Origin of the sequence: Curtobacterium phyllosphaerae (assembly GCF_049341865.1) — a bacterium.
Classification (GTDB): domain Bacteria; phylum Actinomycetota; class Actinomycetes; order Actinomycetales; family Microbacteriaceae; genus Curtobacterium; species Curtobacterium phyllosphaerae.
On sequence record NZ_JBMPIU010000004.1, the window covers coordinates 295,001 to 316,854 of the forward strand.

Sequence of the window (21,854 nt, forward strand, 5' to 3'; positions counted from 1 at the left end):
GCGGCTCGGTAGCGTCGCGGTCACCCTCGCCGGGCCCTCCCGGCGGGCGAGCGACAGCCGAGCCCGGCACCCGCTCGACACGACGACCGCCCGTTCGTCGTGCCGATCGCGTCCCAGGAGCCACCGTTGTCCGTCCCCCCGCTGTTCCGGCAGGAAGAACCCCGAGACCCGGGCGCCGCGCGTCCGCGGGTGTCGTTCGAGCTCTTCCCGCCGCGGACCGCCGCCGCCGAGGCCCGCCTCCGGACGACGATCCGGGAACTGGCGTCGGTGCACCCCGCCTTCATCTCGGTGACCTACGGTGCCGGCGGATCGAGCCGGGGCGCGAGCCTCGACATCGTCCGACGGGTGATCCGCGACGCCGGGGTCCCACCGCTCGCGCACCTGACCTGCGTCGGGCTGACCGCGGAGCAGACGGCGCACCTCGTCCGTCGGTTCCTCGACGCCGGCGTGCGGCACTTCCTGGCGCTCCGGGGGGACCCGCCGCGAGCGGCCGACGGCACCGAGACCCCGTGCGACCCGACGGTCGGGCTCGGGAGCGCCGCGGAGCTCGTCCAGCTGATCCACCGCGTGCAGGCCGAGCGGGCGCAGTTCGACGACGCGGTCCTCCCGAGCGGCGCGCGGCTCCCGGACGAGGCCCGGACGGTCGAGATCGCCGTGGCCGCGTTCCCGAACGGCCACCCGAGGTCACGCGACCTCGCGCAGGACATCGACGCCCTGCTCGCGAAGGAGGCCGCGGGCGCGACCCTCGCGATCACGCAGCTGTTCTACCGGGCGGACGACTACCTGTCGTTCGTCGACCGCGCGCGCACCGCCGGGCTCCGCCTGCCGATCCTCCCGGGACTCATGCCGGTGTCGTCCCCGGAACGGCTCCTCGGGGCGACCTCGCTCGCCCAGGAGACGGTGCCCGAGGACCTCCTCGCCCTCCTCGAGACCGCCGACTCCGCCGAGGAGCGGTTCGATCGCGGCGCCGACCACGCCGCCAGGCTCGCGGCCGAGGTGCTCGCCGGCGGCGCACCAGGTCTCCACCTCTACACGTTCAACCAGCACGCGCTGCCGCTCGCCGTGCTCGACCGCCTCACGACCACGACCGCCACCACCGACAGGACCCCGCGATGACGACCACACCGTTCCCCGCCGCCACCATCCTCGGCTACCCGCGCATCGGGCCGGACCGCGAGCTGAAGAGGGCCCTCGAGGCGTTCTGGCGCGGCGCGACGTCGGCCGAGGACGCCGAGCGGGCAGCCGCCGACCTCCGTCGCGCGAACCGGTCCCGCCTCGCGGAGCTCGGGCTCGGCCGCGACGACTCGTCGATCCCCGAGGCGTCCTCGTACTACGACCACGTCCTCGACACCGCCGTCGCGGTCGGGGCGGTCCCCGCGCGGTTCGCCGACGTCGTCGCGGCGGACGGCAGCGTCGATCTCGCGGGCTACTCGACGATCGCCCGCGGCCGCGGCGAGGACGCACCGCTCGAGATGACGAAGTGGTTCGACTCGAACTACCACTACCTCGTGCCCGAGATCGGACCGGCGACCGCGTTCCGCGCCGCCGACCGACGCCGTGCCGCCGAGGTCCGCGAGGCCGCGGCCGACGGGTTCGTGACCCGGCCGGTGCTCGTCGGCCCGGTGACGTTCCTGCTCCTCGCCAAGCCGACCGACGAGGCCCCCGCCGACTTCCGACCGCTCGACCGGCTCGCCGACCTGCTCCCCGTCTACGTCGAGCTGCTCGCCGAGCTCCACGCAGCGGGCGCCGCGTGGGTGCAACTCGACGAGCCTGCGCTCGTCACCGACACGCACACCGTCGGACGGGAGGCCGTGCTCGCCGCCGTCTCGACGGCCTACGACGCACTCGTGGCCGCGTCCGACCGCCCGGCGATCCTCGTCGCGGCACCGTACGGCGACCTCCGCGACGCGCTCGCCCCGCTCGTCGCCACCGGGATCGACGCCGTCGGCATCGACCTCGTCCGCGGCGCCCAGCCCGAGGACCCGTCGGTGCTCGCGGACGTGACCGTGGTCGCGGGGGTCGTCGACGGGCACAACATCTGGCGGGGCGACCTCGCCGCGGCGCTCGACGCCGCAGCGCAGCTCGGGCCGCACGCCGCCGCGGTGTCCGTGTCGCCGTCCACCTCGCTCCTGCACGTGCCGCACGACGTCGACCGCGAGGACGCCCTCGACCCGGAGCTCCGCTCGTGGCTCGCGTTCGCGGACCAGAAGGTGTCGCAGGTCGTCACGATCGCCCGCGGCCTGACCGACGGCCCGGACGTCGTCCAGGACGAGCTCGACGCGGCCGCCGCGTCCCTCGCGCGTCGGGCAGCGGCCACCGGCGTGCGCATCCCCGCGATCCGCGAGCGGGTGGCGGCCCTGACGGCCGACGACGCCGAGCGGGGTGACGTCGACGACCGTCGGACCGCGCAGCAGGAGGCACTCGGGCTCGGCATCCTCCCGACGACCACCATCGGCTCGTTCCCGCAGACCGGCGACATCCGGAGGACGCGGGCCGCGCACGCCCGCAGCGCCCTCTCCGACGAGGACTACGAGGCCGCGATGCGCGCCGAGATCGCCCGCGTGGTCGCGCTCCAGGAGGACCTCGGTCTCGACGTCGTCGTGCACGGCGAGCCCGAGCGGAACGACATGGTGCAGTACTTCGCGGAGAACCTCGACGGGTTCGCGGTGACGCAGCACGGCTGGGTGCAGTCGTACGGCTCCCGCGCCACGCGTCCGTCGATCCTCTGGGGGGACGTCTCGCGCCCGGCTCCGATCACGGTGGCGTGGTCCGAGTACGCGGCGTCGCTCACCCCGAAGCCGGTCAAGGGCATGCTCACCGGCCCGGTGACCATCCTCGCGTGGTCGTTCGTCCGCGACGACCAGCCCCTCGGGGACACCGCCCTCCAGGTCGCCCTCGCCCTCCGGGACGAGATCGCCGACCTCGAGGCGGCCGGCATCGGGATCGTGCAGGTCGACGAGCCCGCGCTCCGCGAGCTCCTGCCGCTCCGGCACGAGGACCAGCCGGCCTACCTCGACTGGTCGGTCCGGTCGTTCCGGGTCGCGACGTCCGGGGTCGACCGTGCGACGCAGATCCACACGCACCTCTGCTACTCGGAGTTCGCCGAGGTCATCGACGCGATCGACGGGCTCGGCGCGGACGTCACGAGCATCGAGGCGGCGCGCTCCCGCATGGAGGTCGTCGACGACGTCGCCGCGTCCGGGTTCTCCCGCGGCGTCGGACCGGGCGTCTACGACATCCACAGCCCCCGCGTGCCGAGCGTCGCCGAGATCACCGGGCTCATCGAGACGGCGCTCGAGGGTGTCAGCGCCGACCTGCTCTGGATCAACCCGGACTGCGGGCTGAAGACCCGCGGCTACGACGAGACCGTCGCGGCGCTCCGGAACATGGTCGAGGCCGCGAACACGGTCCGTGAGCGGGTGAGCGTCCGCGCGTAGGTGACGGCCTGGAGGCCCGGTGCCGGTCCCAGGGACCGGCACCGGGCCTCTCCCCATCGCGTCAGCTGGTCAGCGTTCCTGCGCGAACGCGGCGTCGAACGCGTTCTCCGGCTGCGGGAACGACAGCCCACGCACGAACGCGAGGGCCTCCGGCGCACCGACGAGGCGGTCCATCCCGGCGTCCTCCCACTCGACGGAGAGCGGCCCGGTGTACCCGATCGCGTTGAGCATCCGGACCGCGTCCTCCCACGGGACGTCACCGCGGCCGGTGGAGATGAAGTCCCAGCCCCGACGGGGGTCCGCCCAGGGGAGGTGCGACGAGAGCCGCCCGTTCCGACCGTTCAACCGTCGTTTCGTGTCCTTGCAGTGCACGTTGAGGATCGAGTCGCGGAAGTCCCAGAGGAACCCGACCGCGTCGAGGTCCTGCCACACCATGTGGCTCGGGTCCCAGTTGAGCCCGAAGGCCTCGCGGTGTCCGATGGCCTCGAGCGTCCGCTGGGTCGTCCAGTAGTCGTACGCGATCTCGGACGGGTGCGGCTCGAGCGCGAACTTGACACCGACCTCGTCGAACACGTCGAGGATCGGGTTCCACCGGTCCGCGAAGTCCCGGTAGCCGGCCTCGACGAGGTCGTCGCGGACCGGCGGGAACATCGCGACGTACTTCCAGATCGACGACCCGGTGAACCCGGTGACGACCGACGCACCCATCCGCGCCGCGGTCCTCGCGGTGTTCCCCATCTCCGCGGCGGCACGCTGCCGGACGCCCTCGGCCTCCCCGTCGCCCCAGACGCTCGGCGGCAGCATGTCGTGGTGTCGCTCGTCGATCGGGTCGTCACAGACCGCCTGCCCCTTGAGGTGGTTCGCGATCGCGAAGACCTGCAGCCCGTTCCGGTCGAGGATCGCCTTCCGGTCCGCGATGTAGGCGTCGTCGGTCGCGCCGCGGTCGGGGTCGAGGTGGTCGCCCCAGCACGCGATCTCGAGACCGTCGTAGCCCCACTCCCCCGCGAGCCGACAGACCTCCTCGAACGGCAGGTCGGCCCACTGGCCGGTGAACAGGGTGACGGGTCGCTCGATGCTCGTCATGCGTGCACTCCTTCGTGGTCGCTGCCGCGCCCGCCGTCGCCGTCGGGCTCGGTGTCGATCCAAGCACTTCCGGCGGCACTCGAGCGCTCCACCGCGTCGAGGACACGCTGGACGTGCAGCCCGTCGGCGAACGACGGCCTCGGCTGCTCGGCGGCGTCGATCGCACGGACGAGGTCGACGAGCTGGTGGGAGAACGCGTGCTCGTACCCGATCGTGTGGCCCGTCGGCCACCACGCCGCGAAGTACGGGTGTTCCGGCTCGGTGACGAGGATGCGCGTGAACCCGAGCTCCGTCGCCGGACGGGTCGCGTCGTACAGCTCGAGCTCGTTCGGGCGTTCCAGGTCGAACGCGAGCGCCCCGGCCGACCCGGAGATCTCGATGCGCAGGGCGTTCTTCCGTCCGGTCGCCATCCGGGTCGCCTCGAAGGTCCCGATCGCCCCGCCCGAGAGCTTCGCCGTGAACAGCGCGACGTCGTCCACCGTGACCGTCCCGCGCTCGGAGCCGGCTGCCCCGCCGAGCCCGGTCTGCGCGACGGAGCTGTCGAGCAGCGGACGTTCGGCGACGAAGGTGTGGAGGAGTCCCGACACGGTGTCGAGCGTCTGCCCGGTGACGAACTCGACGGCGTCGACGGCGTGCGCCCCGATGTCCCCGAGCGCCCCGGACCCCGCGAGGTCCTTGTCGAGGCGCCAGGTCATCGGGCCGTCCTCGTCGACGAGCCAGTCCTGCAGGTACTGCGCGCGCACCTGCCGGATCGTGCCGAGACGACCGGCGGCCACGAGGTCGCGCATGTGCGTGACGGCGGGCACCCGACGGTACGTGAACCCGACCATGGCGAACACCCCGCGGGTCGCCGCGTCCCGAGCGGCCTCCGCCATCTGCTCGGCCTCGGCGACCGTGTTCGCGAGCGGCTTCTCGCAGAGGACGTGCTTGCCCGCAGCGAGCGCCGCGACCGCGATCCCGACGTGCGTGGAACCCGGGCTGACGATGTCGACGACGTCGACGGCAGGATCGTCGAGCACGTCGTGCCAGTCCGTCGCCGTCGCCGCCCACCCCCACCGGTCGGCGTCCGCCTGCGTCGCCGCCGCGTCCCGCCCGACGAGGGTCCGCATCACCGGTGTCCGGGGCAGGTCGAAGAACCGCGGCGCGACCCGGAGCGCCTGCGAGTGCGCCGCACCCATGAACCCGTGGCCGACCATCGCGACACCGAGTGGGGCGCGCTCCGCTGCCGCGCCCAGCGCGTTCACGACCGTGCCCCGATCGGCGCAGCGAGGGCGGACCGGACCGACGTCCATCCGGACAGGACGCTGCGGACGTCATCACGGGCCTCCCGGCCGACCGCTGCGGCGTGCGCGTCCGACAGGACGTCGTCGAGGAGGACCCGTCGGCCGGACCGGGTCGAGGCGATGGCCGCCTCCACCATGGCGAGGCTCATCACGTTGCCGTGCACCTCGCCGTCCGGGACGTCGCCGGAACGGAGGGCGCGGACGAAGGACGCGAGCGAGCCGGCGATCTCCGCACCGACGCTCGGCGCGCTCGCCGGCGCTCCGGGCGCCCCGTCGACGTCGCTCGTCGGGTCGTCGTCGCCGGACCAGAGGGCGGTGCCGGCGGCCCCGGACGCACGCCATGCGCCGTTCCACGACGTCTCGAAGCCGGGTGCGCACCACGAGCCGTCGTACACGTAGCGGACGTCGTCCTCGAACGTGAACACCGCCGCCGCAGCCGCGTCGCCCCGGTACCAGGACCAGGACGGGTTGTACGACTCGCAGTAGACGGACACCGGCTCGCGGTCGAGCAGGTACCGCGCGGAGTCGAACGGGTGGATCGCCATGTCGAGGAGCAGGACGTCGTCCATCTCGTCACGGAAGCCGCCGAAGTGCGGAGCCTTGGCGAACGCGGTGCTCAGCGACCCGATGTCACCGAGCAGCCCGAGGTGCTGCCGGAACGCGACGAGCTGGTCGTTGTAGCGCCGTGACTGCGACACCATGAACAGCTCGCCGGTGACCTCCGCGGCGGCGGCGAGCGAGAGCGCCTCGGCCACGTCCTGGGCGGCGGGCTTCTCCCCGAGGACCGGGAGGCCCGCGGTGAGCGCCTCGATCGTCACCGGGTGGTGGGCGACGGGGACGGTGATGTCGAGGACGGCCTCGGCACCCGTCGACGCGGCGAGGGACGTGAGGCTCGTACCGACCGGGATCGACGCGTTCCCGGCGGTCTCGGCCCCGGCCCGGGCGGCGTCGAGATCGAGGTCGACGATGCCGACAAGCTCCACGAGCGGGTCGGCGGCGACCGTTCGCAGCCATGCCGTGCCCATGCCGCCCGCGCCGACCTGGATGACGCGGAGCGGGGCCCCGGTGTCGCCGAGGGATCGGAACCCGGTCATCGTGTGGCCTCCGCGGGCACGGTCTCGCCGGCCGCGGGCGCGGTCTCGTCGGCCGCGGGCGCGGTCTCGTCGGCCGCGGGCGCGGTCTCGTCGGCCGCGGGCTGGTCGTCGAACGGGCCGCGGTAGTGCTGGCCGTCGAAGTACTCGCCGAGGTCGAAGCGGCGGAGGACCGGGAGCTCGCGCTCGCGCTCGGGCCGGGCCCACTCCGTCGCGTTCGCGATCACGCGACGGACGTCCTTGTGGTGGTACACGGGGAAGTCCTGGTCGCCGGGCGAGAAGAAGAAGATCTTCCCGAACCCGCGGCGGTAGGTCATCCCACTCCGGAACACCTCACCCCCGGTGAAGCCCGAGATGAACACGAGCTCGTCCGGGGTGGGGACGTCGAAGTACTCGCCGTACATCTCCTGCTCCGGGATGACGATCGGGTTCGGGACGCCCCGGGTGATCGGGTGCTGCGGGTTGACCGTCCAGACGAGCTCCTGATCGTGCTCGCTCCGCCACCGGAGGGTGCACGTCGTCCCCATGAGCGCGCCGAAGATCTTCGACCAGTGCCCCGAGTGCAGCACGATGAGCCCCATGCCGGAGAGCACGTGCTTGTGGACACGGTCGACGATCGCGTCGTCGACGTCGGCGTGCGCCGCGTGTCCCCACCAGGTGAGCACGTCGGTCTCGGCGAGGACCTCGTCGGTGAGTCCGTGCTCCGGCTGGTCCATGGTGGCCGTCCGGACGACGGCGTCCGGCAGGTTCTCCCGGATGCCGTCGGCGATCGCGCCGTGCATCCCCTCCGGGTACCGCTCGGCCACGTGCTGCTCGACCTGTTCGTGGACGTTCTCGCCCCAGACGGTGATGCGGAGCGGGGTGGTGGTGTCGCTCATGTCGTGTACTTCTTCCCTGGTCACGGTGTCGCTGGAAGTGTGCGGTGGTGCTCGGCGGCGGGGCCGAGCGGTGGTGCGTGCTGTCGCCCCGGTCCGGTCACTTGACGGCCCCGCCGAGCGCTCCGGCGGCGATGTACCGCTGGGCGAAGACGAGGAGCACGGCGGCCGGGAGCGACGCGAGGACGGAGGTCGCCATGACGGGACCCCAGTCGGTGACGTTCGAGCCGATGTAGTTGTAGATGCCGAGGGTGATCGGCCGGACCGCGGTGGTCGAGGTGAGCGTCAGCGCGATGAGGAAGTCGCCCCAGGCGCCGAGGAACGTGAACAGCGCCGCTGTGACGATCGCGTTCCGGCTGATCGGGATGACGATCGAGACGAACGCCCGGAAGTCGCCGGCACCGTCCACGAGGGCGGCCTCCACGAGGCTCGGCGGGAGCGACTCCATGAACGCCCGCATGAGCAGGATGGCGAAGGGGACCTGCACCGCGCTGTCGGCGAGGATGAGGCCGACGTAGCTGTTCAGGAGCCCGACGTTGTTGAACAGCGTGTAGAGCGCGTTCGCGATGACGATCGCCGGGATCATCTGGGTGATGAGCAGCACGAGGAGGAACACCCGCGTGCCGCGCATCCGGAACCGGGCGAGCCCGTAGGCGGCCGGTGTGGCGATGATCAGTGTGAGCACGACGGTGCCGAGCCCGATGATCATGCTCGACAGGAAGTTCTGGCCCTGCTGCGCGAACGCCGCGCGGTACCCGGCGAAGGTGGGGCTGAACGGGAACCACGTCGCCGTGGCCGCCCCGGATGTGGCCTGCAGGCTGGTGTTCACCATCCAGTAGACCGGGAACACCATGATCGCGAGGATCACGATACCGACGATGGTGAGTGGGATCTTGCGCGCGCCGGTGTTCCGACGGGGAGTGCGCGCGGTCCGCGCTGCGGTCGCCCGACGGGGACGGAGTGCCTTGGTCGCGATGCCGACGGTCATTCGTCGACCGCCTTCCTGGAGATCGCGATGTAGACCATCGCGAAGACGAACGAGACGATGATGAGCACGTTGCTCACGGCGGCGCCGATGCCGAACTGGAAGTTGATGAACGACTGGTGGTACGCGTTCGTCGCGAGCGTCTGGGTCGAGTTCGCGGGACCGCCGCCGGTCAGGCCGAGGATGATGTCGACGACCTTGAGCGTGTACACGACGCCGAGCACGACGACGACGCTCACCACCGACCGGATGCTCGGCCAGGTGATGTACCGGAACGCCTTGAACCCGGTGGCTCCGTCGAGCGACCCGGCCTCGTAGAGCTCCGGTGGCACGGACTGGAGCCCGCTGTAGAGGATGGTCGTGTTGAAGGGGATCCCGAGCCAGACGTTCACACCGATCACGGCGATGAGCGCCATCGACGGACTGACGAGCCACGGGACCGGGCTGATCCCGACGAGGCCGAGGAGTTGGTTGAGCGCGCCGCTGTCCTGGTCGAGCAGCCACTTCCACACGGCGCTCGACGCGATGAGCGGGAGGAGCCAGGGCAGGAGCAGGAGCCCCCGGAGGAACCCGGAGAGCGGGAAGTGCCGCTTGAAGAACAGGGCCAGGCTGAGCCCGATGACGAACTGCAGGATGATCGACCCCGCGGTGAACAGCCCGGTGTTGATGAGACTCGTCGTGAAGACCGCGCTCTTGAACACGGCGATGTAGTTCGCGAGCCCCACCCACGGGGCCTCCCCGGTGAAGAAGGTCTTCGTCGTGTAGTCCTGGAACGACATCACGATGTTCTTGACCACCGGGTAGCCGAAGAACACCGCCACGAAGGCGGCGGCGGGGATGACGAAGAGCCATCGTGTCGCACCGCTCCGGATCCGTGCTCGACGCTGACCGGGACGGGGTGTCACCGCGGACACCGATGTCCGTGGTCGTGTCTGTGTTGTGGCGCTCACGCGTGTTCCTCTCCTTCGCCGCGGAGGGGAGCCGACCGGACGGTCGACTCCCCGGTCGTCCTACTGGTCCTGCGTCTGCGCCTGCTTCAGCGCATCGGCGGGGCTGGCCTTGCCGGTGAGGGCGAGCTGGACGGCGGTGTAGATCTTCGTGGCGGCCTTGGGCCAGTCGGGTCCGAGCTCACCGGTGCGGGCGCGGGCGGTCTTGACGGTCGTGACGAACGACGCGACCTGCGGGTGCGTCTCGCCCCACGCTGCGCCGACCTCGAGGTTCGTCGGCACGTTGCCGGTGACACCGGCGATGACCTTCTGCATCTTGTCGCTGTTGAGGCACCCGACGAACTTGCCGGCGAGCTTCATGGTGTCGGCGTTGCCGGTCTCCGGGACGGTGAACGCTTCGCCACCGAGCGGGGCGACGGTCGCGGACCCGGTCCGGGTGGGGATCGGGACGCTGCCGAACTCCAGGCCCTTCGCCGCGTTCAGGGTCGGCAGCTGCCACGGACCGTTGATCATCATGGCGGCCTTGCCGGCGATGAACTGCGAGTTCACGTCGGCCTGCGCCCAGTTGATCGAGCTCTTCGACATCGAGCCGTCGTTCTGGAGGTCCTCGACGAACTGGAGCGCCTGCGTGCCCGCGGTGGTGTCGATGTCCTTCTCGTTGCCGCCGTTCGACCAGAACAGCGGGAGGAACTGCCAGGTGCCCTCGTAGGTGTTGATGTTGCTCATCGCGAACCCGTAGGTGGACCCGCTGGTGAGCTTCTTGGCGGCCGCCTGCAGCTCGTCCCAGGTCTTCGGCGGCTCGATGCCGGCGGCGGAGAGGAGCTTCTTGTTGTAGTAGAGGGCGATGGAGTTCGTGGCCGGCTGCAGACCGTAGAGCTTGCCCTTGTACGTGTTCGCGGCCTTGACGCCGGGGACGTCACCGGACGCGCTCAGTCCGTAGTCGGACAGCGGCGACAGGGCGCCCGAGGAGGCGATCTGCTGCACGTCGGGGTTGTCGAGCATCAGGACGTCGGGCAGCGTCTTCGAGGATGCCTGCTGCAGCACCTTCGCGATGAGGCCGGCACCCGCGACGTGGTTGATCTTGATCGTCGCGCCGGTGGTCTTCGCGCACTCCTTGTAGATCGGGTTGTAGTTCGCGGCGTAGTAGTCCTCGATCGTGAGCGTCTTGCTGCCCGATGACGACGAGGACGAGCCACCACCGGAACAACCGGTGAGGACGAGCGGGATGGTGGCGATCGCCGCGACGGCGCCGAGGACGGCGCGGGTCCTCCGCGACGGGGAGGGGAATCTAGGCTTCATTGCGTAGCTCTTCTCTTGACGGGTGCAGGGACAGGCACACACCGACAACGCCGCGGACGTCGTCGTCACTGGGTTCCTGAGGCGCGAAGCTAGCAGAAAAGCGCTTCACCTGTAAAGCGCTTTTCTGTCTTCGGCGCAGAGTTACACTGGGATCTCCCAGGCAGGTCGTCGCGGAACGGAAGGTGCCATGGCAACGATGCAGCAGGTCGCCGACCGAGCAGGCGTCTCGCTCGGCACCGTCTCATTCGTCGTCAACGGGACCAAGTACGTCTCCCCCGCCACCACCGCGCGGGTCACCGCGGCGATGCGGGAACTGAACTTCCGGAACAACGTCGTCGCCCGCGCGCTCGCGAGCCGACGCACCCGGATCATCGCGCTGCTCTTCCCGACCACCGAGAACCGGTTCAGCGCCACCACCTCGGACTTCTTCATGAGCGCGGCGCAGCGGGCGTCGGACCGCGGCCACCACCTCGTGCTCTGGCCGGTCGACCCCGCGGGCGAGGACCTCGACGACCTCGTCTCCGGCGGCCTCGTCGACGGCGTGATCCTCATGGAGGTCCGGATGGACGACCCCCGTGTCGTCGTGCTGAGCGAGCTCGGCGTCCCGTTCACCCTCATCGGACGCACCCGCGACAGCTCGAGCCTGCCGTTCGTCGACATCGACTTCGAGACCACGATCGAGCACAGCCTCGACCACCTCACCGGTCTCGGCCACCGCCGCTTCGGACTCGTCCTCGAGAACCTCGAGGACACGCCGATGGCCGGCTACGCGCCGCACCTGCGGGCGCAGTCGACGTTCGAGTCGTCGGTCCGGCGCCGAGGCGTGCACGGGACCGTCATCTACTCCGGGCCGGGGAGCGAAGGCGGTCGGCAGGCGGCGGCGGACCTCCTGGCCTCCGACCCCGACGTGACGAGCGTCCTCATCATGAAGGAGGACTCGTCGGCCGGGCTCCTGGTCGGGCTCTACGAGGCCGGCCTCCGCGTCCCGGACGACGTCTCGGTGCTCGCGATCGCGTCGTCCGCGGCGGCCGGGGACCAGCACTTCCCGCGGCTCTCGACGATGATCGCGCCCAGTCGCGAGCTCGGCATCCGTGCCGCGGACGCGCTCATCGACCAGCTCGACGGCACCTCGGGCGAGCTCCCCCACCTGCTGTTGCCGTGCGCGCTCCGCGAGGCCGACTCCACCGCCGGGGCACCCGCCGCGCGCGAGTCACGCTGACCGGGGCCCAGGGACCCCCGAGGCGTCCGCTCGCGCACACCTGCGCCAGCGTGACGGTCTGGAGGCCCGGTGCGGGTCCCTGGGACCGGCTCCGGGCCTCCAGACCGTTCCGGTGCGTCAGCCGCGCGGCGGGAGGTCGCGTTCCGGCGCACCCGTGTAGAGCTGCTGCGGGCGTCCGATCTTGTTCTGCGGGTCGGTGTTGAGTTCGCGCCACTGTGCGATCCACCCCGGCAGACGCCCGATCGCGAAGAGCACCGTGAACATCCGGGGCGAGAACCCCATCGCCTTGTAGATGACCCCGGTGTAGAAGTCGACGTTCGGGTAGAGCTTGCGGGACACGAAGTAGTCGTCCGCGAGGGCGATCCCCTCGAGCTCCATCGCGATGTCGAGCAGGTCGTCCTGCACGCCGAGCGCCTCGAGGACCTCGTGCGCGGACTCCTTGACGAGCTTGGCGCGCGGGTCGTAGTTCTTGTAGACCCGGTGCCCGAAGCCCATGAGCTTGACGCCGTGCTCCTTGTTCTTGACCCGCTCGACGAACCGGGAGACCGGCTCCCCGGACTTCTTGATCTCGGCGAGCATGTCGAGCACGGCCTCGTTCGCGCCACCGTGGAGCGGTCCGTAGAGGGCGTTGATGCCGGCCGAGATCGACGCGAACATGTTCGCCTTCGTGGAGCCGACGAGCCGCACGGTGGACGTCGAGGCGTTCTGCTCGTGGTCCTCGTGCAGGACCAGGAGCCGTTCCAGTGCCTTCGAGAGCACCGGGTCGACCTGGTAGTCCTCGGCCATCGTGCCGAAGTTCAGCCGCAGGAAGTTGTCGACGAACGACAGCGAGTTGTCCGGGTAGAGGAACGCCTGCCCGATGCTCTTCTTGTGCGCGTACGCCGCGATGACCGGGAGCTTCGCGAGGAGCCGCACGGTCTGCAGTTCGACCTTCTCCGGGTCGTCGACGTCCATGTCGTCCTCGTAGTAGGTCGACAGGGCGCTGACCGCGCTCGACAGCACGGACATCGGGTGCGCCGAGTGCGGCAGGGCGTCGAAGAGGCGACGGAGGTCCTCGTGCAGGAGCGTGTGGCGGCGGATGCGGGCGTCGAAGGACGCGAGCTCCTCGGCCGTCGGCAGCTCGCCGTAGATGAGGAGCCAGGCGACCTCGAGGTAGGAGCAGTTCGCGGCGAGCTGGTCGATCGGGTACCCGCGGTACCGGAGGATGCCCTGCTCGCCGTCGATGTAGGTGATCGAGGACTTCGTCGCGCTCGTGTTGACGAACCCGTAGTCGAGGGTGGTGAGCCCGGTCTGCTTGGTCAGGGTCGAGACGTCGATCGCGGACGCACCGTCGACACTCCGGAGGATCGGGAACTCCGCGGTCCCGCCCGGGAAGTGGAGCGTCGCCGTCTCCTGCTCCGGCCCGCGCGCGGCGGGGTCGGTGCCGGCGGACGGCGTGGCCTGCTGAGCGTCGTTGCGAGTGTCAGTCACGCCTCCAGCCTAATCCGCCCCGGGTGGAGGTCGTGCACACCTGCAGGCTACGGACTTGGTGGGAACCCGCGGTTGCGTTCCGCCGACCGACCAGCAGCTCAGGCGGTCAGGCGGTCGACCGCGGCGTCGATGCGCTCGTCGGTCGAGGTGAGTGCGATGCGGACGTGCTCACTCCCCGCGGTGCCGTAGAAGGTGCCCGGCGCGACCAGGATCCCGAGCTCGGCGAGCACCCCGACGGTGGTCCAGGCGTCCTCGCCGCGGGTGGCCCAGAGGTACAGCCCGGCCTCGCTGTGGTCGACGCGGAAGCCGGCGGACTCGAGGGCGGCGCGGAGCCGGTCGCGACGTCCCCGGTAGACCGCCTTCTGCGTGCGGACGTGGTCGTCGTCGCCGAGTGCGACGACCATCGCGTGCTGCACGGGCATCGGCGGCATCATCCCGGTGTGCTTGCGGACGGCGAGCGTCTCCGCGATCACCCGATCGCAGCCGGCGACGAACCCGGCGCGGTACCCGGCGAGGTTCGACTGCTTGCTCAACGAGTACACGCTGAGCACGCCGTGGACGTCCGCACCGACCACGCGGGGATCGAGGATCGTCGGCGTCGGGGCGGTGTCGTACGGCGGCTCCCACCCGAGCTCCGCGTAGCACTCGTCGCCGACGATGACGGCCCCGAGCGCGCGGGCACGGTCGACCATGGCCCGGAGTTCCTCGATCGTCAGGATCCGGCCGTCCGGGTTGCCCGGCGAGTTGACCCACACGAGCCTGGTCGACGGCGGCCATGCGTCGGGGTCGTCGGAGGCCAGTGCCGTGGCACCGACGAGCGCCGCTCCGAGCTCGTACGTCGGGTACGCCGCCTCGGGGAACACGACGGTGTCGCCGGGGCCGATGCCGAGCCACAGTGCGAGTCCGGCGATGAACTCCTTCGAGCCGATCGTCGGGAGCACCTGCTGAACGGTGAGCTCGACCCCGTGCCGGCGGTGGTACCAGTCGACGATCGCCGCGCGGACCTCCGGCGTGCCGGCGACGGCGGGGTAGGCGTGCGCGTCCGTGGCGTCGGCGAGCGCCTGCCGGATGAGCGGCGGGGTCGGGTCGACCGGTGAGCCGACGCTCAGGTCGACGATCCCGCCGGGGTGTGCGGACGCCTGCGCCGACGCGGACGCGAGCTGGTCCCACGGGAAGTCGGGGAGGTCGAGCGCCACGGGGCTAGGCGCGCGGCGGCTCGGCGAGCACGACCGGGTGGTCCTTGTGGATCACGCCGACCTTCGCGGCTCCGCCGGGCGAACCGATCTCCTCGAAGAACTCGACGTTCGCCTTGTAGTAGTCGGCCCACACGTCCGGGAGGTCGTCCTCGTAGTAGATCGCCTCGACCGGGCAGACCGGCTCGCACGCACCGCAGTCGACGCACTCGTCCGGGTGGATGTAGAGGGCGCGGTCGCCTTCGTAGATGCAGTCGACCGGGCACTCGTCGATGCACGCACGGTCCTTGACGTCGACACATGGCTGGGCGATCACGTACGTCACAGTTCGGGGGTTCCCTTCGGTCGAGCGGGTCGAGTCTACTCCGGACGTACGGCGGGTCCGGACGCGGGCACGGTGCCCGGCGGATCCGGCTGCCGGGGCGGGAGTGCCGGCCAGGCGATCACGAACATCGCGAGCACCGCCGGCCCGAACTCCCAGACGTACCCGGCGAGGTTCCCGAGCACGAGCGGCGACCCGGTCGAGACGAGCACCTGCGTCACGACGATGATCGCCACGGCCGCCGCCGCGACCATCGGCCGAGCCCGGAACACGAGACGGATGCCGACCAGGAGAGCCGCGACGAGGACCGTGGTGATGACGGCCCCGATCGGGAAGGCCCCGATGGTCTGCTGGTGGGTGATCGTCCCGAGCCCGCCGACGATGCCGCCGACGACGGCTGCGGCGAGGACGGCGGTGACGCGCGACCCCACGGACATGTCGGCGTAGGTCCGGGCGGCGGGTGCCCCGGGAGGCGCCGCGTCGTGCCGGAACCCCTCGCGCGCCGGGGCGACGATGCGTGCCCCGTGCGGCATGACCCAGGACAGCTGCTCCGGGCGGTCCGGGTCGACCGGGTCGACCGTGAGCTGACTCCGGTACTGCTCGAGCGCTGCCCGGACCCTCGCGCGCGCCGGGACGACGTCGACGACGAGGTCGGCCTCGCCGCCGTCGGCGTCCACGATCATCGAGAAGGGCAGGTCCTCCGCCCTCGCGGCGTACCTCGCAGCGTGGTGCACACGGACGTGGTCGGGGTGCCCGTACCCGCCGTCGTCCGCGTAGCTCACCACGGCGTCGGCTCCCGTCGTCCGGATCGCCGCGCGGATGTCGTCGACGACCTCGCCCATGTCGGCCGCCGTCAGGGAGTCCGCCGGGGAGTCGTCGGCCGCGATCGCCCGCCCGTCCGGCCCCCACTGCATGCCCGAGTCGGAGTACGTCCGGACGGGGAGGTCGGTCGGTCGCGCTCCGGGCCCGCCGAGCCAGAGGTGTCGTGGTCCACCGAGCGCGGCGAGCGCCGCGGCGATCTCGATCTCCCGGTGCTCTGCGACACGTGGTCCGTCCCCGAACAGCGGTGCGAGTGCGGGCGTCAGCATCTCGCCCCGTTCGCCGCGGGTCGCCGTCAGGACGGTGACCTCGGCGCCGAGTTCGAGCAGCGTCGCGATGGTGCCGCCGGAGCTCAGGGTCTCGTCGTCGGGGTGGGCGTGCACGAGGAGGACGCGCTCGGGGCGCGTCGGAGCGGGGGTCCTGGCCATCGGTCCAAGGGTACGGGACCCCGAGTGGTCGATGCTCAGCGCGGGGTGACGATGTACGTCGCGGTCACACCGTCGCCGTTCCCGGAGAACGTCAGCACCACGCGGTACGCATCGCTCCGGAACAGGCCGAACGCGCTCGTGCTGTCGGTCCGCACGGTGCCGTCGGTGAACCCGGCCGCCTCGAGCCGCTGCTCTGCCGCGGAGAAGTCCGACACCGCACCGACCCGGACCTGCACGACCCACCCGGACCCGTTCGGCCCGGCTCCGCCGCCGAGGACGGTGCCGTCGGCGAGCGGGACCGCCTGGGCCGGGAAGCCGTCCGGGGTCTTGCCGTCAGTCGTCAAGTCCGCGCCCCGCAGTGCGGAGTCGAGCGCTCCGTCGATGCCCCCGGCGAGGGACTTCATGCCGTCCTGGACCGCGCCCCCGGTGATGTCCTGGACGCCCGCCGACACGTCGCCCGCCACGGACGACCCGAGGTCGGTCGCCTGCTTGACCGTGTCCGCGGAACAGCCGGTGAGTGCGAGCGCCACGAGCGTGGCGGCGGTGGTGCCGAGGAGCAGGGACCGGGTGCGGTTCGGGATGCGCATGCCGGTACGGTAACCGCCCGGACTGGAGGCCCGGTGCGCGGTCCATGGGAGAGTGCGGAACTGCGGATGGTCGCGGCGTGGTCAGCCCAGATGCGCGCGTGCCGCCGCGACGAACGCGTCGACCCCCACCGGGATGGACGGCTCCGCCTGCGGCGCGTAGAACGGCGAGTGGTTCGTCGGGACGTCCGCTCCTCCCGCGGACACGGCGGGGTCGGTCGTGCCGGTGAACCAGTACACGGTCGGCACACCGAGCCGCGCGCCGTACTCGCCGACGTCCTCGCTCGCCATCGCCAGCCCGGACTCCAGGGCGACGGTCCCCGGGACGACCGCGGCGATGGCCGTCCGGACCCGGTCGGCCGCGGCGGGGTCGTTGACGAGCACGTCGGCGCCGGGGTCGGTGCGGATCGTCGGCGCCGGGAGTCGCCCGGCCGCGGCCTCGGCGGTGACGATCCGCTCGATCGCCTCGAGGACCGCGGCGCGCGTCTCGCCGCTGCGGGCGCGCGTGCTGATCTCGATGGTCGCAGTGTCCGGGATGATGTTCGCGCGGGTCCCGGCGTGGAAGCTGCCGACGGTGACGACGGCCGGTTCCTGCGGTCCGACCTCGCGCGACACGATCGTCTGCAGCCGCACGACCGCGGACGCCGCCACCACGATCGGATCGAACGTGGTGTGCGGAGCCGAACCGTGGCCGCCCTTGCCGGTGAACGTGACGGTGAGCCGGTCGCTCGATGCCATCACGGGTCCGGAACCGACCGCGATCGTCCCGACGGGTGCCGGAGCGCTGTGCTGCCCGAGGACGACGTCCGGACACGGGAACCGGTCGGCGAGGCCGTCGTCGAGCATCGCCGCGGCACCCTCGATGACCTCCTCCGCCGGCTGGAACACGGCGACGACCGTGCCTGCCCACTCGTCCCTCGTCGCGAGGAGCCGCTCGAGTGCGCCGAGCAGCCAGGTGATGTGCATGTCGTGCCCGCAGGCGTGCATCGTCGGCCAGGTCGCCCCGGCGGCGTCCTCCCCGGTGGCGGTGCTCGCGTACGGGAGGCCGGTCTGCTCCCGGACCGGCAGGCCGTCGATGTCCGCGCGGAGCCAGACGACCGGCCCGTCGCCGTTCTCCAGCAGCCCGACGACACCCGTGCCACCGATGCCGGTCGTCGCGGGGACCCCGAGCTCGGCCAGGCGGTCGGCGATCACCCGGGCGGTGCGGTGCTCCCGGAACGCGAGCTCCGGGTGCTGGTGGAGGTCGGTGTAGAGCGCGAGGAGGTCGAGGGTCACCGTTCCACCGTAGTCGCGACGCTCTCCCGGACTCACCCGAACGCAGGACACCGCCCTGCCGCCGAGGTCCCGCCGATGGGGGCGGTGTCTCGTGCGGAGGGCGGTGTCTCGTGCGGAGCGCGGTGCCTCGGCGGTGCTGGCTACGCGTCCTGGCGCTTCAGGCGTGCGGTGTTGCGGGCACGGGCCTGGGCGGCGAGCTCGACCTTGCGGATGCGGACCACTGCGGGGGTGACCTCGACGCACTCATCCTCGCGGGCGAACTCGAGGCACTCCTCGAGGGAGAGCTGGCGTGACGGCGTCATCGACTCGAACGTGTCCGAGGTCGACTGGCGCATGTTCGTCAGCTTCTTCTCCTTCGTGATGTTGACGTCCATGTCGTCGGCGCGGGAGTTCTCGCCGATGACCATGCCCTCGTAGACCTCCTCGGTCGGGTTGACGAAGAACGTCATCCGCTCCTGGAGGTTCGTGATGGCGAACGGCGTGACGACACCGGAGCGGTCGGACACGATCGAGCCGTTGATGCGGGTCTGGATCGGGCCGGCCCACTCGCCGTACCCGTGCGAGATCGCGTTCGCGATGCCGGTGCCGCGGGTCTCGGTCAGGAACGAGGTGCGGAAGCCGATCAGTCCGCGGGAGGGGACGATGAACTCCATCCGGACCCAGCCCGTGCCGTGGTTCGACATGTTCTCCATGCGGCCCTTGCGCGCGGCCATGAGCTGCGTGATCGCGCCGAGGTACTCCTCCGGCGTGTCGATCGTCATGTGCTCGTAGGGCTCCTGGAGCTTGCCGTCGTCGCCGCGGCGGGTGACCACCTGCGGCTTGCCGACGGTGAGCTCGTAGCCTTCGCGGCGCATCTGCTCGACGAGGATCGCCAGCGCCAGCTCGCCACGACCCTGGACCTCCCACGAGTCGGGCCGACCGATGTCGACGACCTTGAGCGAGACGTTGCCGACCAGTTCGCGGTCGAGACGGTCCTTGACCATGCGGGCGGTGAGCTTGTGGCCCTTGACCTTGCCGACGAGCGGGCTGGTGTTCGTGCCGACGGTCATCGAGATCGCCGGGTCGTCGACCGTGATGGTCGGCAGCGGACGGACGTCCTCCGGGTCGGTCAGGGTCTCGCCGATGGTGATCGTGTCGAACCCGGCGACGGCGACGATGTCGCCCGGGCCCGCGGACTCCGCCGGGAACCGGTCGAGCGCCTTGGTGATGAGGAGCTCGGTGATGCGGGCGTTCACGACGGTGCCGTCGTGCTTGACCCACGCGACCGTCTGGCCCTTCTTCATCGTGCCGTGGAAGATGCGGAGCAGGGCGAGGCGGCCGAGGAACGGCGAGGCGTCGAGGTTCGTGACGTGGGCCTGCAGCGGGTGCGCGTCGTCGTAGGTCGGTGCCGGGACGTGCTGGAGGATCGCTTCGAAGAGCGGCTCGAGGTCGTCGTTGTCGGGCAGCGTGCCGTCGGCGGGCTTGTTGCGGCTCGCGGCGCCGTTGCGGCCGGAGGCGTAGACGACGGGGACGTCGAGGATGGCGTCGAGGTCGAGGTCGTCGACCTCGTCGGAGAGGTCGGACGCCAGGCCGAGGAGCAGGTCCTGCGACTCCGCGACGACGTCGTCGATGCGGGAGTCCGGACGGTCGGTCTTGTTGACGAGCAGGATGACCGGCAGCTTGGCGGCGAGTGCCTTGCGGAGCACGAACCGCGTCTGCGGGAGCGGGCCCTCGGAGGCGTCCACGAGCAGCACCACGCCGTCGACCATGGACAGTCCGCGCTCGACCTCGCCACCGAAGTCGGCGTGGCCGGGGGTGTCGATCACGTTGATGGTGATCGGCCCGCCGTCGCCGAACTCGGACGCGTGCGCACCGTTGTACAGGACCGACGTGTTCTTCGCGAGGATCGTGATGCCCTTCTCGCGCTCGAGGTCGTTCGAGTCCATCATCCGGTCCTCGCCCTCGAAGTGGGCGTCGAACGAGTTGGTCTGCGTGAGCATGGCGTCGACGAGCGTCGTCTTGCCGTGATCGACGTGTGCCACGATGGCGACGTTGCGCAGGTCGGACCGGGTGGCGAGCGCCATACAGGTACATCCTTCAGTGTCTGGGGGGAGGATCGGACAGATTGCCCGACACTCCAGTCTACAAGGCGCACGCAACCCCGGAGAACAAGCCATGAGTGAACAGATCGCGACGCCGTCCCACCGTCGGATCCGCGCCGAGGTCGTCATCGTGCTGCTCCTCTCGCTCGGCGGCAGCGCCCTGTACTCGATCCTGCAGATCATCGACGACCTGTCGCAGACGACACCGCTGTCGTCGCAGTCGACGTCCTTGAACACCTCGACGACGACCGTGCAGTACGTCGACCTCGCCCGGCAGCTCGTCGGGATCCTGGTCGACCTCGCGCCGGTCGCCCTCGTGGTGTACCTGCTCTGGCGGACCTCGCGGCCGCACCTGTCGAGACTCGGCATCGACCGGTTCCGGCCCCGCGCCGACCTCGGGGGTGCGGCACTCCTCGCGCTCGGCATCGGGATCCCGGGACTCGGGCTGTACTTCGCCGGGCGGGCACTCGGGGTCACCGTCAACGTCGTCCCGACCGCACTCGACTCGTACTGGTGGACGGTGCCGGTGCTCCTGCTCTCCGCCGTCCGGTCGGGGCTGCAGGAGGAGTTCATCGTCGTCGGGTACCTGTACTCACGCCTCGGCGACCTCGGCTGGGGCCGGTGGACGATCATCCTGTCCACGGCGGTGCTCCGGGGGAGCTACCACCTCTACCAAGGGTTCGGAGCGTTCGTCGGCAACGCGGTGATGGGCATCGTGTTCGGCTGGGTCTACACCCGCTGGGGCCGCCTCCTGCCGCTCGTCATCACACACTGCCTGCTCGACGCGGCGGTGTTCGTCGGGTACCCGTTCGTCGCTGCGGCACTCCCGGGACTGTTCCCGAAAGCGTAGCCGCACATCTGTCAGACAACTCGCAGCGGAGGTCCCCCGGAGTGACGACCTGGACGCCTACAGTCGGCGCATGGCGATCCCCGACATCGGTGCTCCCGCTCCGGACTTCACGCTCCCCGGGACGGTGATGCGCGCCGGTGAACGGCACGACGACGCCTTCTCGCTCTCCGGGCAGATCGGCCGTCCGGTCGTGCTCGCGTTCTACCCGTCGGACGCCAGCCCGGTCTGCACCTCGCAGCTCTGCAGCTACGAGGACGACCTGCACGCGTTCGTCGAGACCGGCGCGGTGGTCTGGGGCATCAGCCCGCAGGGACTCGACTCGCACGCCGGGTTCGCTCGTGGATCGTCGCTGCACTTCCCCCTGTTGGCCGACACCGAGGGGCGGGTCATCCGCGACTACGGCATCCAGGCCCCGCTGGTCGGAGTCCGCCGTTCGGTGTTCCTCATCGGGCCGGACGGCGTCGTCCGGTGGCGGCACGTCGGGCTCGTCGGCGTGCGGTTCCCGGCGGCCTCGACGATCCGGCGGAACATCGAGGCACTCGTCGCCTGATCTGTACCCCGATCGGTACCGCCGACGGGCTCGGACGGGTCCGTAGCAGCGGTTCCGGACCAG

19 protein-coding genes are annotated in these 21,854 nt (G+C 71.0%); 5 read left to right on the forward strand and 14 right to left on the reverse strand.

The features are described 5' to 3' along the window. The first annotated feature begins 126 nt into the window (after window positions 1–126). Together ACO0E0_RS09415 and metE are read left to right on the forward strand one after the other, a co-directional pair. A complete protein-coding gene (locus ACO0E0_RS09415) occupies window positions 127–1,116 on the forward strand; it encodes a methylenetetrahydrofolate reductase (RefSeq protein WP_422871146.1) in 990 nt (329 codons plus the stop codon). Next, window positions 1,113–3,437, forward strand: a complete 2,325-nt coding sequence (metE, locus tag ACO0E0_RS09420) for a 5-methyltetrahydropteroyltriglutamate--homocysteine S-methyltransferase (protein WP_422871147.1) — start codon at window positions 1,113–1,115, stop codon at window positions 3,435–3,437. The genes ACO0E0_RS09415 and metE overlap by 4 nt, the downstream gene beginning before the upstream one ends. Window positions 3,438–3,506: 69 nt before the next feature. Here the strand turns inward: metE and ACO0E0_RS09425 are convergent, their stop codons facing one another. The 7 genes from ACO0E0_RS09425 to ACO0E0_RS09455 all read right to left on the reverse strand — a co-directional run bounded on the left by ACO0E0_RS09425 (window position 3,507) and on the right by ACO0E0_RS09455 (window position 11,000). Then, entirely contained in the window at window positions 3,507–4,511 is a 1,005-nt protein-coding gene (locus ACO0E0_RS09425) for a sugar phosphate isomerase/epimerase family protein (RefSeq protein ID WP_422871277.1), read from the reverse strand. A gap of 5 nt (window positions 4,512–4,516) precedes the next feature. Then, window positions 4,517–5,716 (reverse strand): Gfo/Idh/MocA family protein, encoded by a 1,200-nt coding sequence (locus ACO0E0_RS09430; protein ID WP_422871278.1) that lies wholly within the window; start codon window positions 5,714–5,716, stop codon window positions 4,517–4,519. A gap of 44 nt (window positions 5,717–5,760) precedes the next feature. Continuing rightward, window positions 5,761–6,897 (reverse strand): Gfo/Idh/MocA family protein, encoded by a 1,137-nt coding sequence (locus ACO0E0_RS09435; RefSeq protein ID WP_422871148.1) that lies wholly within the window; start codon window positions 6,895–6,897, stop codon window positions 5,761–5,763. After that, window positions 6,894–7,772 (reverse strand): ThuA domain-containing protein, encoded by an 879-nt coding sequence (locus ACO0E0_RS09440; protein WP_422871149.1) that lies wholly within the window; start codon window positions 7,770–7,772, stop codon window positions 6,894–6,896. The genes ACO0E0_RS09435 and ACO0E0_RS09440 overlap by 4 nt, the downstream gene beginning before the upstream one ends. Window positions 7,773–7,869: 97 nt before the next feature. Then, complete coding sequence (locus tag ACO0E0_RS09445) at window positions 7,870–8,757, reverse strand: carbohydrate ABC transporter permease (RefSeq protein WP_422871150.1); 888 nt, start codon at window positions 8,755–8,757, stop codon at window positions 7,870–7,872. Beyond that, window positions 8,754–9,659, reverse strand: a complete 906-nt coding sequence (locus ACO0E0_RS09450; RefSeq protein ID WP_422871279.1) for a carbohydrate ABC transporter permease — start codon at window positions 9,657–9,659, stop codon at window positions 8,754–8,756. Before ACO0E0_RS09450 ends, ACO0E0_RS09445 begins: the two co-directional genes overlap by 4 nt. Before the next feature lie 105 nt (window positions 9,660–9,764). Then, a complete protein-coding gene (locus tag ACO0E0_RS09455) occupies window positions 9,765–11,000 on the reverse strand; it encodes a sugar ABC transporter substrate-binding protein (protein ID WP_422871151.1) in 1,236 nt (411 codons plus the stop codon). Between the two features lie 187 nt (window positions 11,001–11,187). Between ACO0E0_RS09455 and ACO0E0_RS09460 the strand changes: the two genes are divergently transcribed. Continuing rightward, complete coding sequence (locus ACO0E0_RS09460) at window positions 11,188–12,219, forward strand: LacI family DNA-binding transcriptional regulator (protein WP_422871152.1); 1,032 nt, start codon at window positions 11,188–11,190, stop codon at window positions 12,217–12,219. Window positions 12,220–12,336: 117 nt separating this feature from the next. Here ACO0E0_RS09460 and ACO0E0_RS09465 read toward each other — a convergent pair whose 3' ends face one another. The 7 genes from ACO0E0_RS09465 to typA all read right to left on the reverse strand — a co-directional run bounded on the left by ACO0E0_RS09465 (window position 12,337) and on the right by typA (window position 20,373). Next, a complete protein-coding gene (locus tag ACO0E0_RS09465) occupies window positions 12,337–13,689 on the reverse strand; it encodes a citrate synthase (RefSeq protein ID WP_422871153.1) in 1,353 nt (450 codons plus the stop codon). 98 nt (window positions 13,690–13,787) lie between these two features. Further along, window positions 13,788–14,885, reverse strand: coding sequence for a succinyldiaminopimelate transaminase (dapC, locus tag ACO0E0_RS09470; RefSeq protein WP_422871154.1), 1,098 nt, complete (start codon window positions 14,883–14,885; stop codon window positions 13,788–13,790). A 4-nt stretch (window positions 14,886–14,889) separates the two neighbouring features. Further along, on the reverse strand, window positions 14,890–15,207 hold the full coding sequence (gene fdxA / locus ACO0E0_RS09475) for a ferredoxin (RefSeq protein WP_422871155.1): 318 nt from the start codon (window positions 15,205–15,207) through the stop codon (window positions 14,890–14,892). 35 nt (window positions 15,208–15,242) lie between these two features. Continuing rightward, entirely contained in the window at window positions 15,243–16,451 is a 1,209-nt protein-coding gene (locus ACO0E0_RS09480) for a PIG-L family deacetylase (protein ID WP_422871156.1), read from the reverse strand. A 35-nt stretch (window positions 16,452–16,486) separates the two neighbouring features. Further along, the gene (locus ACO0E0_RS09485) at window positions 16,487–17,038 is read right to left on the reverse strand and encodes a hypothetical protein (protein WP_422871157.1); all 552 of its coding nucleotides are present in this window, start codon (window positions 17,036–17,038) and stop codon (window positions 16,487–16,489) included. Between the two features lie 81 nt (window positions 17,039–17,119). After that, window positions 17,120–18,310 (reverse strand): amidohydrolase, encoded by a 1,191-nt coding sequence (locus ACO0E0_RS09490; protein WP_422871158.1) that lies wholly within the window; start codon window positions 18,308–18,310, stop codon window positions 17,120–17,122. A gap of 140 nt (window positions 18,311–18,450) precedes the next feature. Continuing rightward, window positions 18,451–20,373, reverse strand: coding sequence for a translational GTPase TypA (typA, locus tag ACO0E0_RS09495; RefSeq protein WP_422871159.1), 1,923 nt, complete (start codon window positions 20,371–20,373; stop codon window positions 18,451–18,453). A gap of 91 nt (window positions 20,374–20,464) precedes the next feature. Here typA and ACO0E0_RS09500 point away from each other — a divergent pair, with 91 nt between their 5' ends. Together ACO0E0_RS09500 and ACO0E0_RS09505 are read left to right on the forward strand one after the other, a co-directional pair. Beyond that, complete coding sequence (locus tag ACO0E0_RS09500) at window positions 20,465–21,241, forward strand: CPBP family intramembrane glutamic endopeptidase (protein ID WP_422871160.1); 777 nt, start codon at window positions 20,465–20,467, stop codon at window positions 21,239–21,241. A 70-nt stretch (window positions 21,242–21,311) separates the two neighbouring features. Beyond that, the gene (locus ACO0E0_RS09505) at window positions 21,312–21,791 is read left to right on the forward strand and encodes a peroxiredoxin (RefSeq protein ID WP_422871161.1); all 480 of its coding nucleotides are present in this window, start codon (window positions 21,312–21,314) and stop codon (window positions 21,789–21,791) included. The last annotated feature ends 63 nt before the right edge of the window (window positions 21,792–21,854 follow it).

Excerpts from the sequence above, each read along its gene's own strand:
- metE (WP_422871147.1), top strand. The coding sequence starts at position 1,113 with ATGACGACCACACCGTTCCCCGCCGCCACCATCCTCGGCTACCCGCGC.
- ACO0E0_RS09430 (WP_422871278.1), bottom strand. The coding sequence starts at position 5,716 with ATGGTCGGCCACGGGTTCATGGGTGCGGCGCACTCGCAGGCGCTCCGG.
- ACO0E0_RS09435 (WP_422871148.1), bottom strand. The coding sequence starts at position 6,897 with ATGACCGGGTTCCGATCCCTCGGCGACACCGGGGCCCCGCTCCGCGTC.
- ACO0E0_RS09440 (WP_422871149.1), bottom strand. The coding sequence starts at position 7,772 with ATGAGCGACACCACCACCCCGCTCCGCATCACCGTCTGGGGCGAGAAC.
- ACO0E0_RS09445 (WP_422871150.1), bottom strand. The coding sequence starts at position 8,757 with ATGACCGTCGGCATCGCGACCAAGGCACTCCGTCCCCGTCGGGCGACC.
- ACO0E0_RS09455 (WP_422871151.1), bottom strand. The coding sequence starts at position 11,000 with ATGAAGCCTAGATTCCCCTCCCCGTCGCGGAGGACCCGCGCCGTCCTC.
- ACO0E0_RS09460 (WP_422871152.1), top strand. The coding sequence starts at position 11,188 with ATGGCAACGATGCAGCAGGTCGCCGACCGAGCAGGCGTCTCGCTCGGC.
- ACO0E0_RS09480 (WP_422871156.1), bottom strand. The coding sequence starts at position 16,451 with ATGGCCAGGACCCCCGCTCCGACGCGCCCCGAGCGCGTCCTCCTCGTG.
- ACO0E0_RS09485 (WP_422871157.1), bottom strand. The coding sequence starts at position 17,038 with ATGCGCATCCCGAACCGCACCCGGTCCCTGCTCCTCGGCACCACCGCC.
- typA (WP_422871159.1), bottom strand. The coding sequence starts at position 20,373 with ATGGCGCTCGCCACCCGGTCCGACCTGCGCAACGTCGCCATCGTGGCA.
- ACO0E0_RS09500 (WP_422871160.1), top strand. The coding sequence starts at position 20,465 with ATGAGTGAACAGATCGCGACGCCGTCCCACCGTCGGATCCGCGCCGAG.
- ACO0E0_RS09505 (WP_422871161.1), top strand. The coding sequence starts at position 21,312 with ATGGCGATCCCCGACATCGGTGCTCCCGCTCCGGACTTCACGCTCCCC.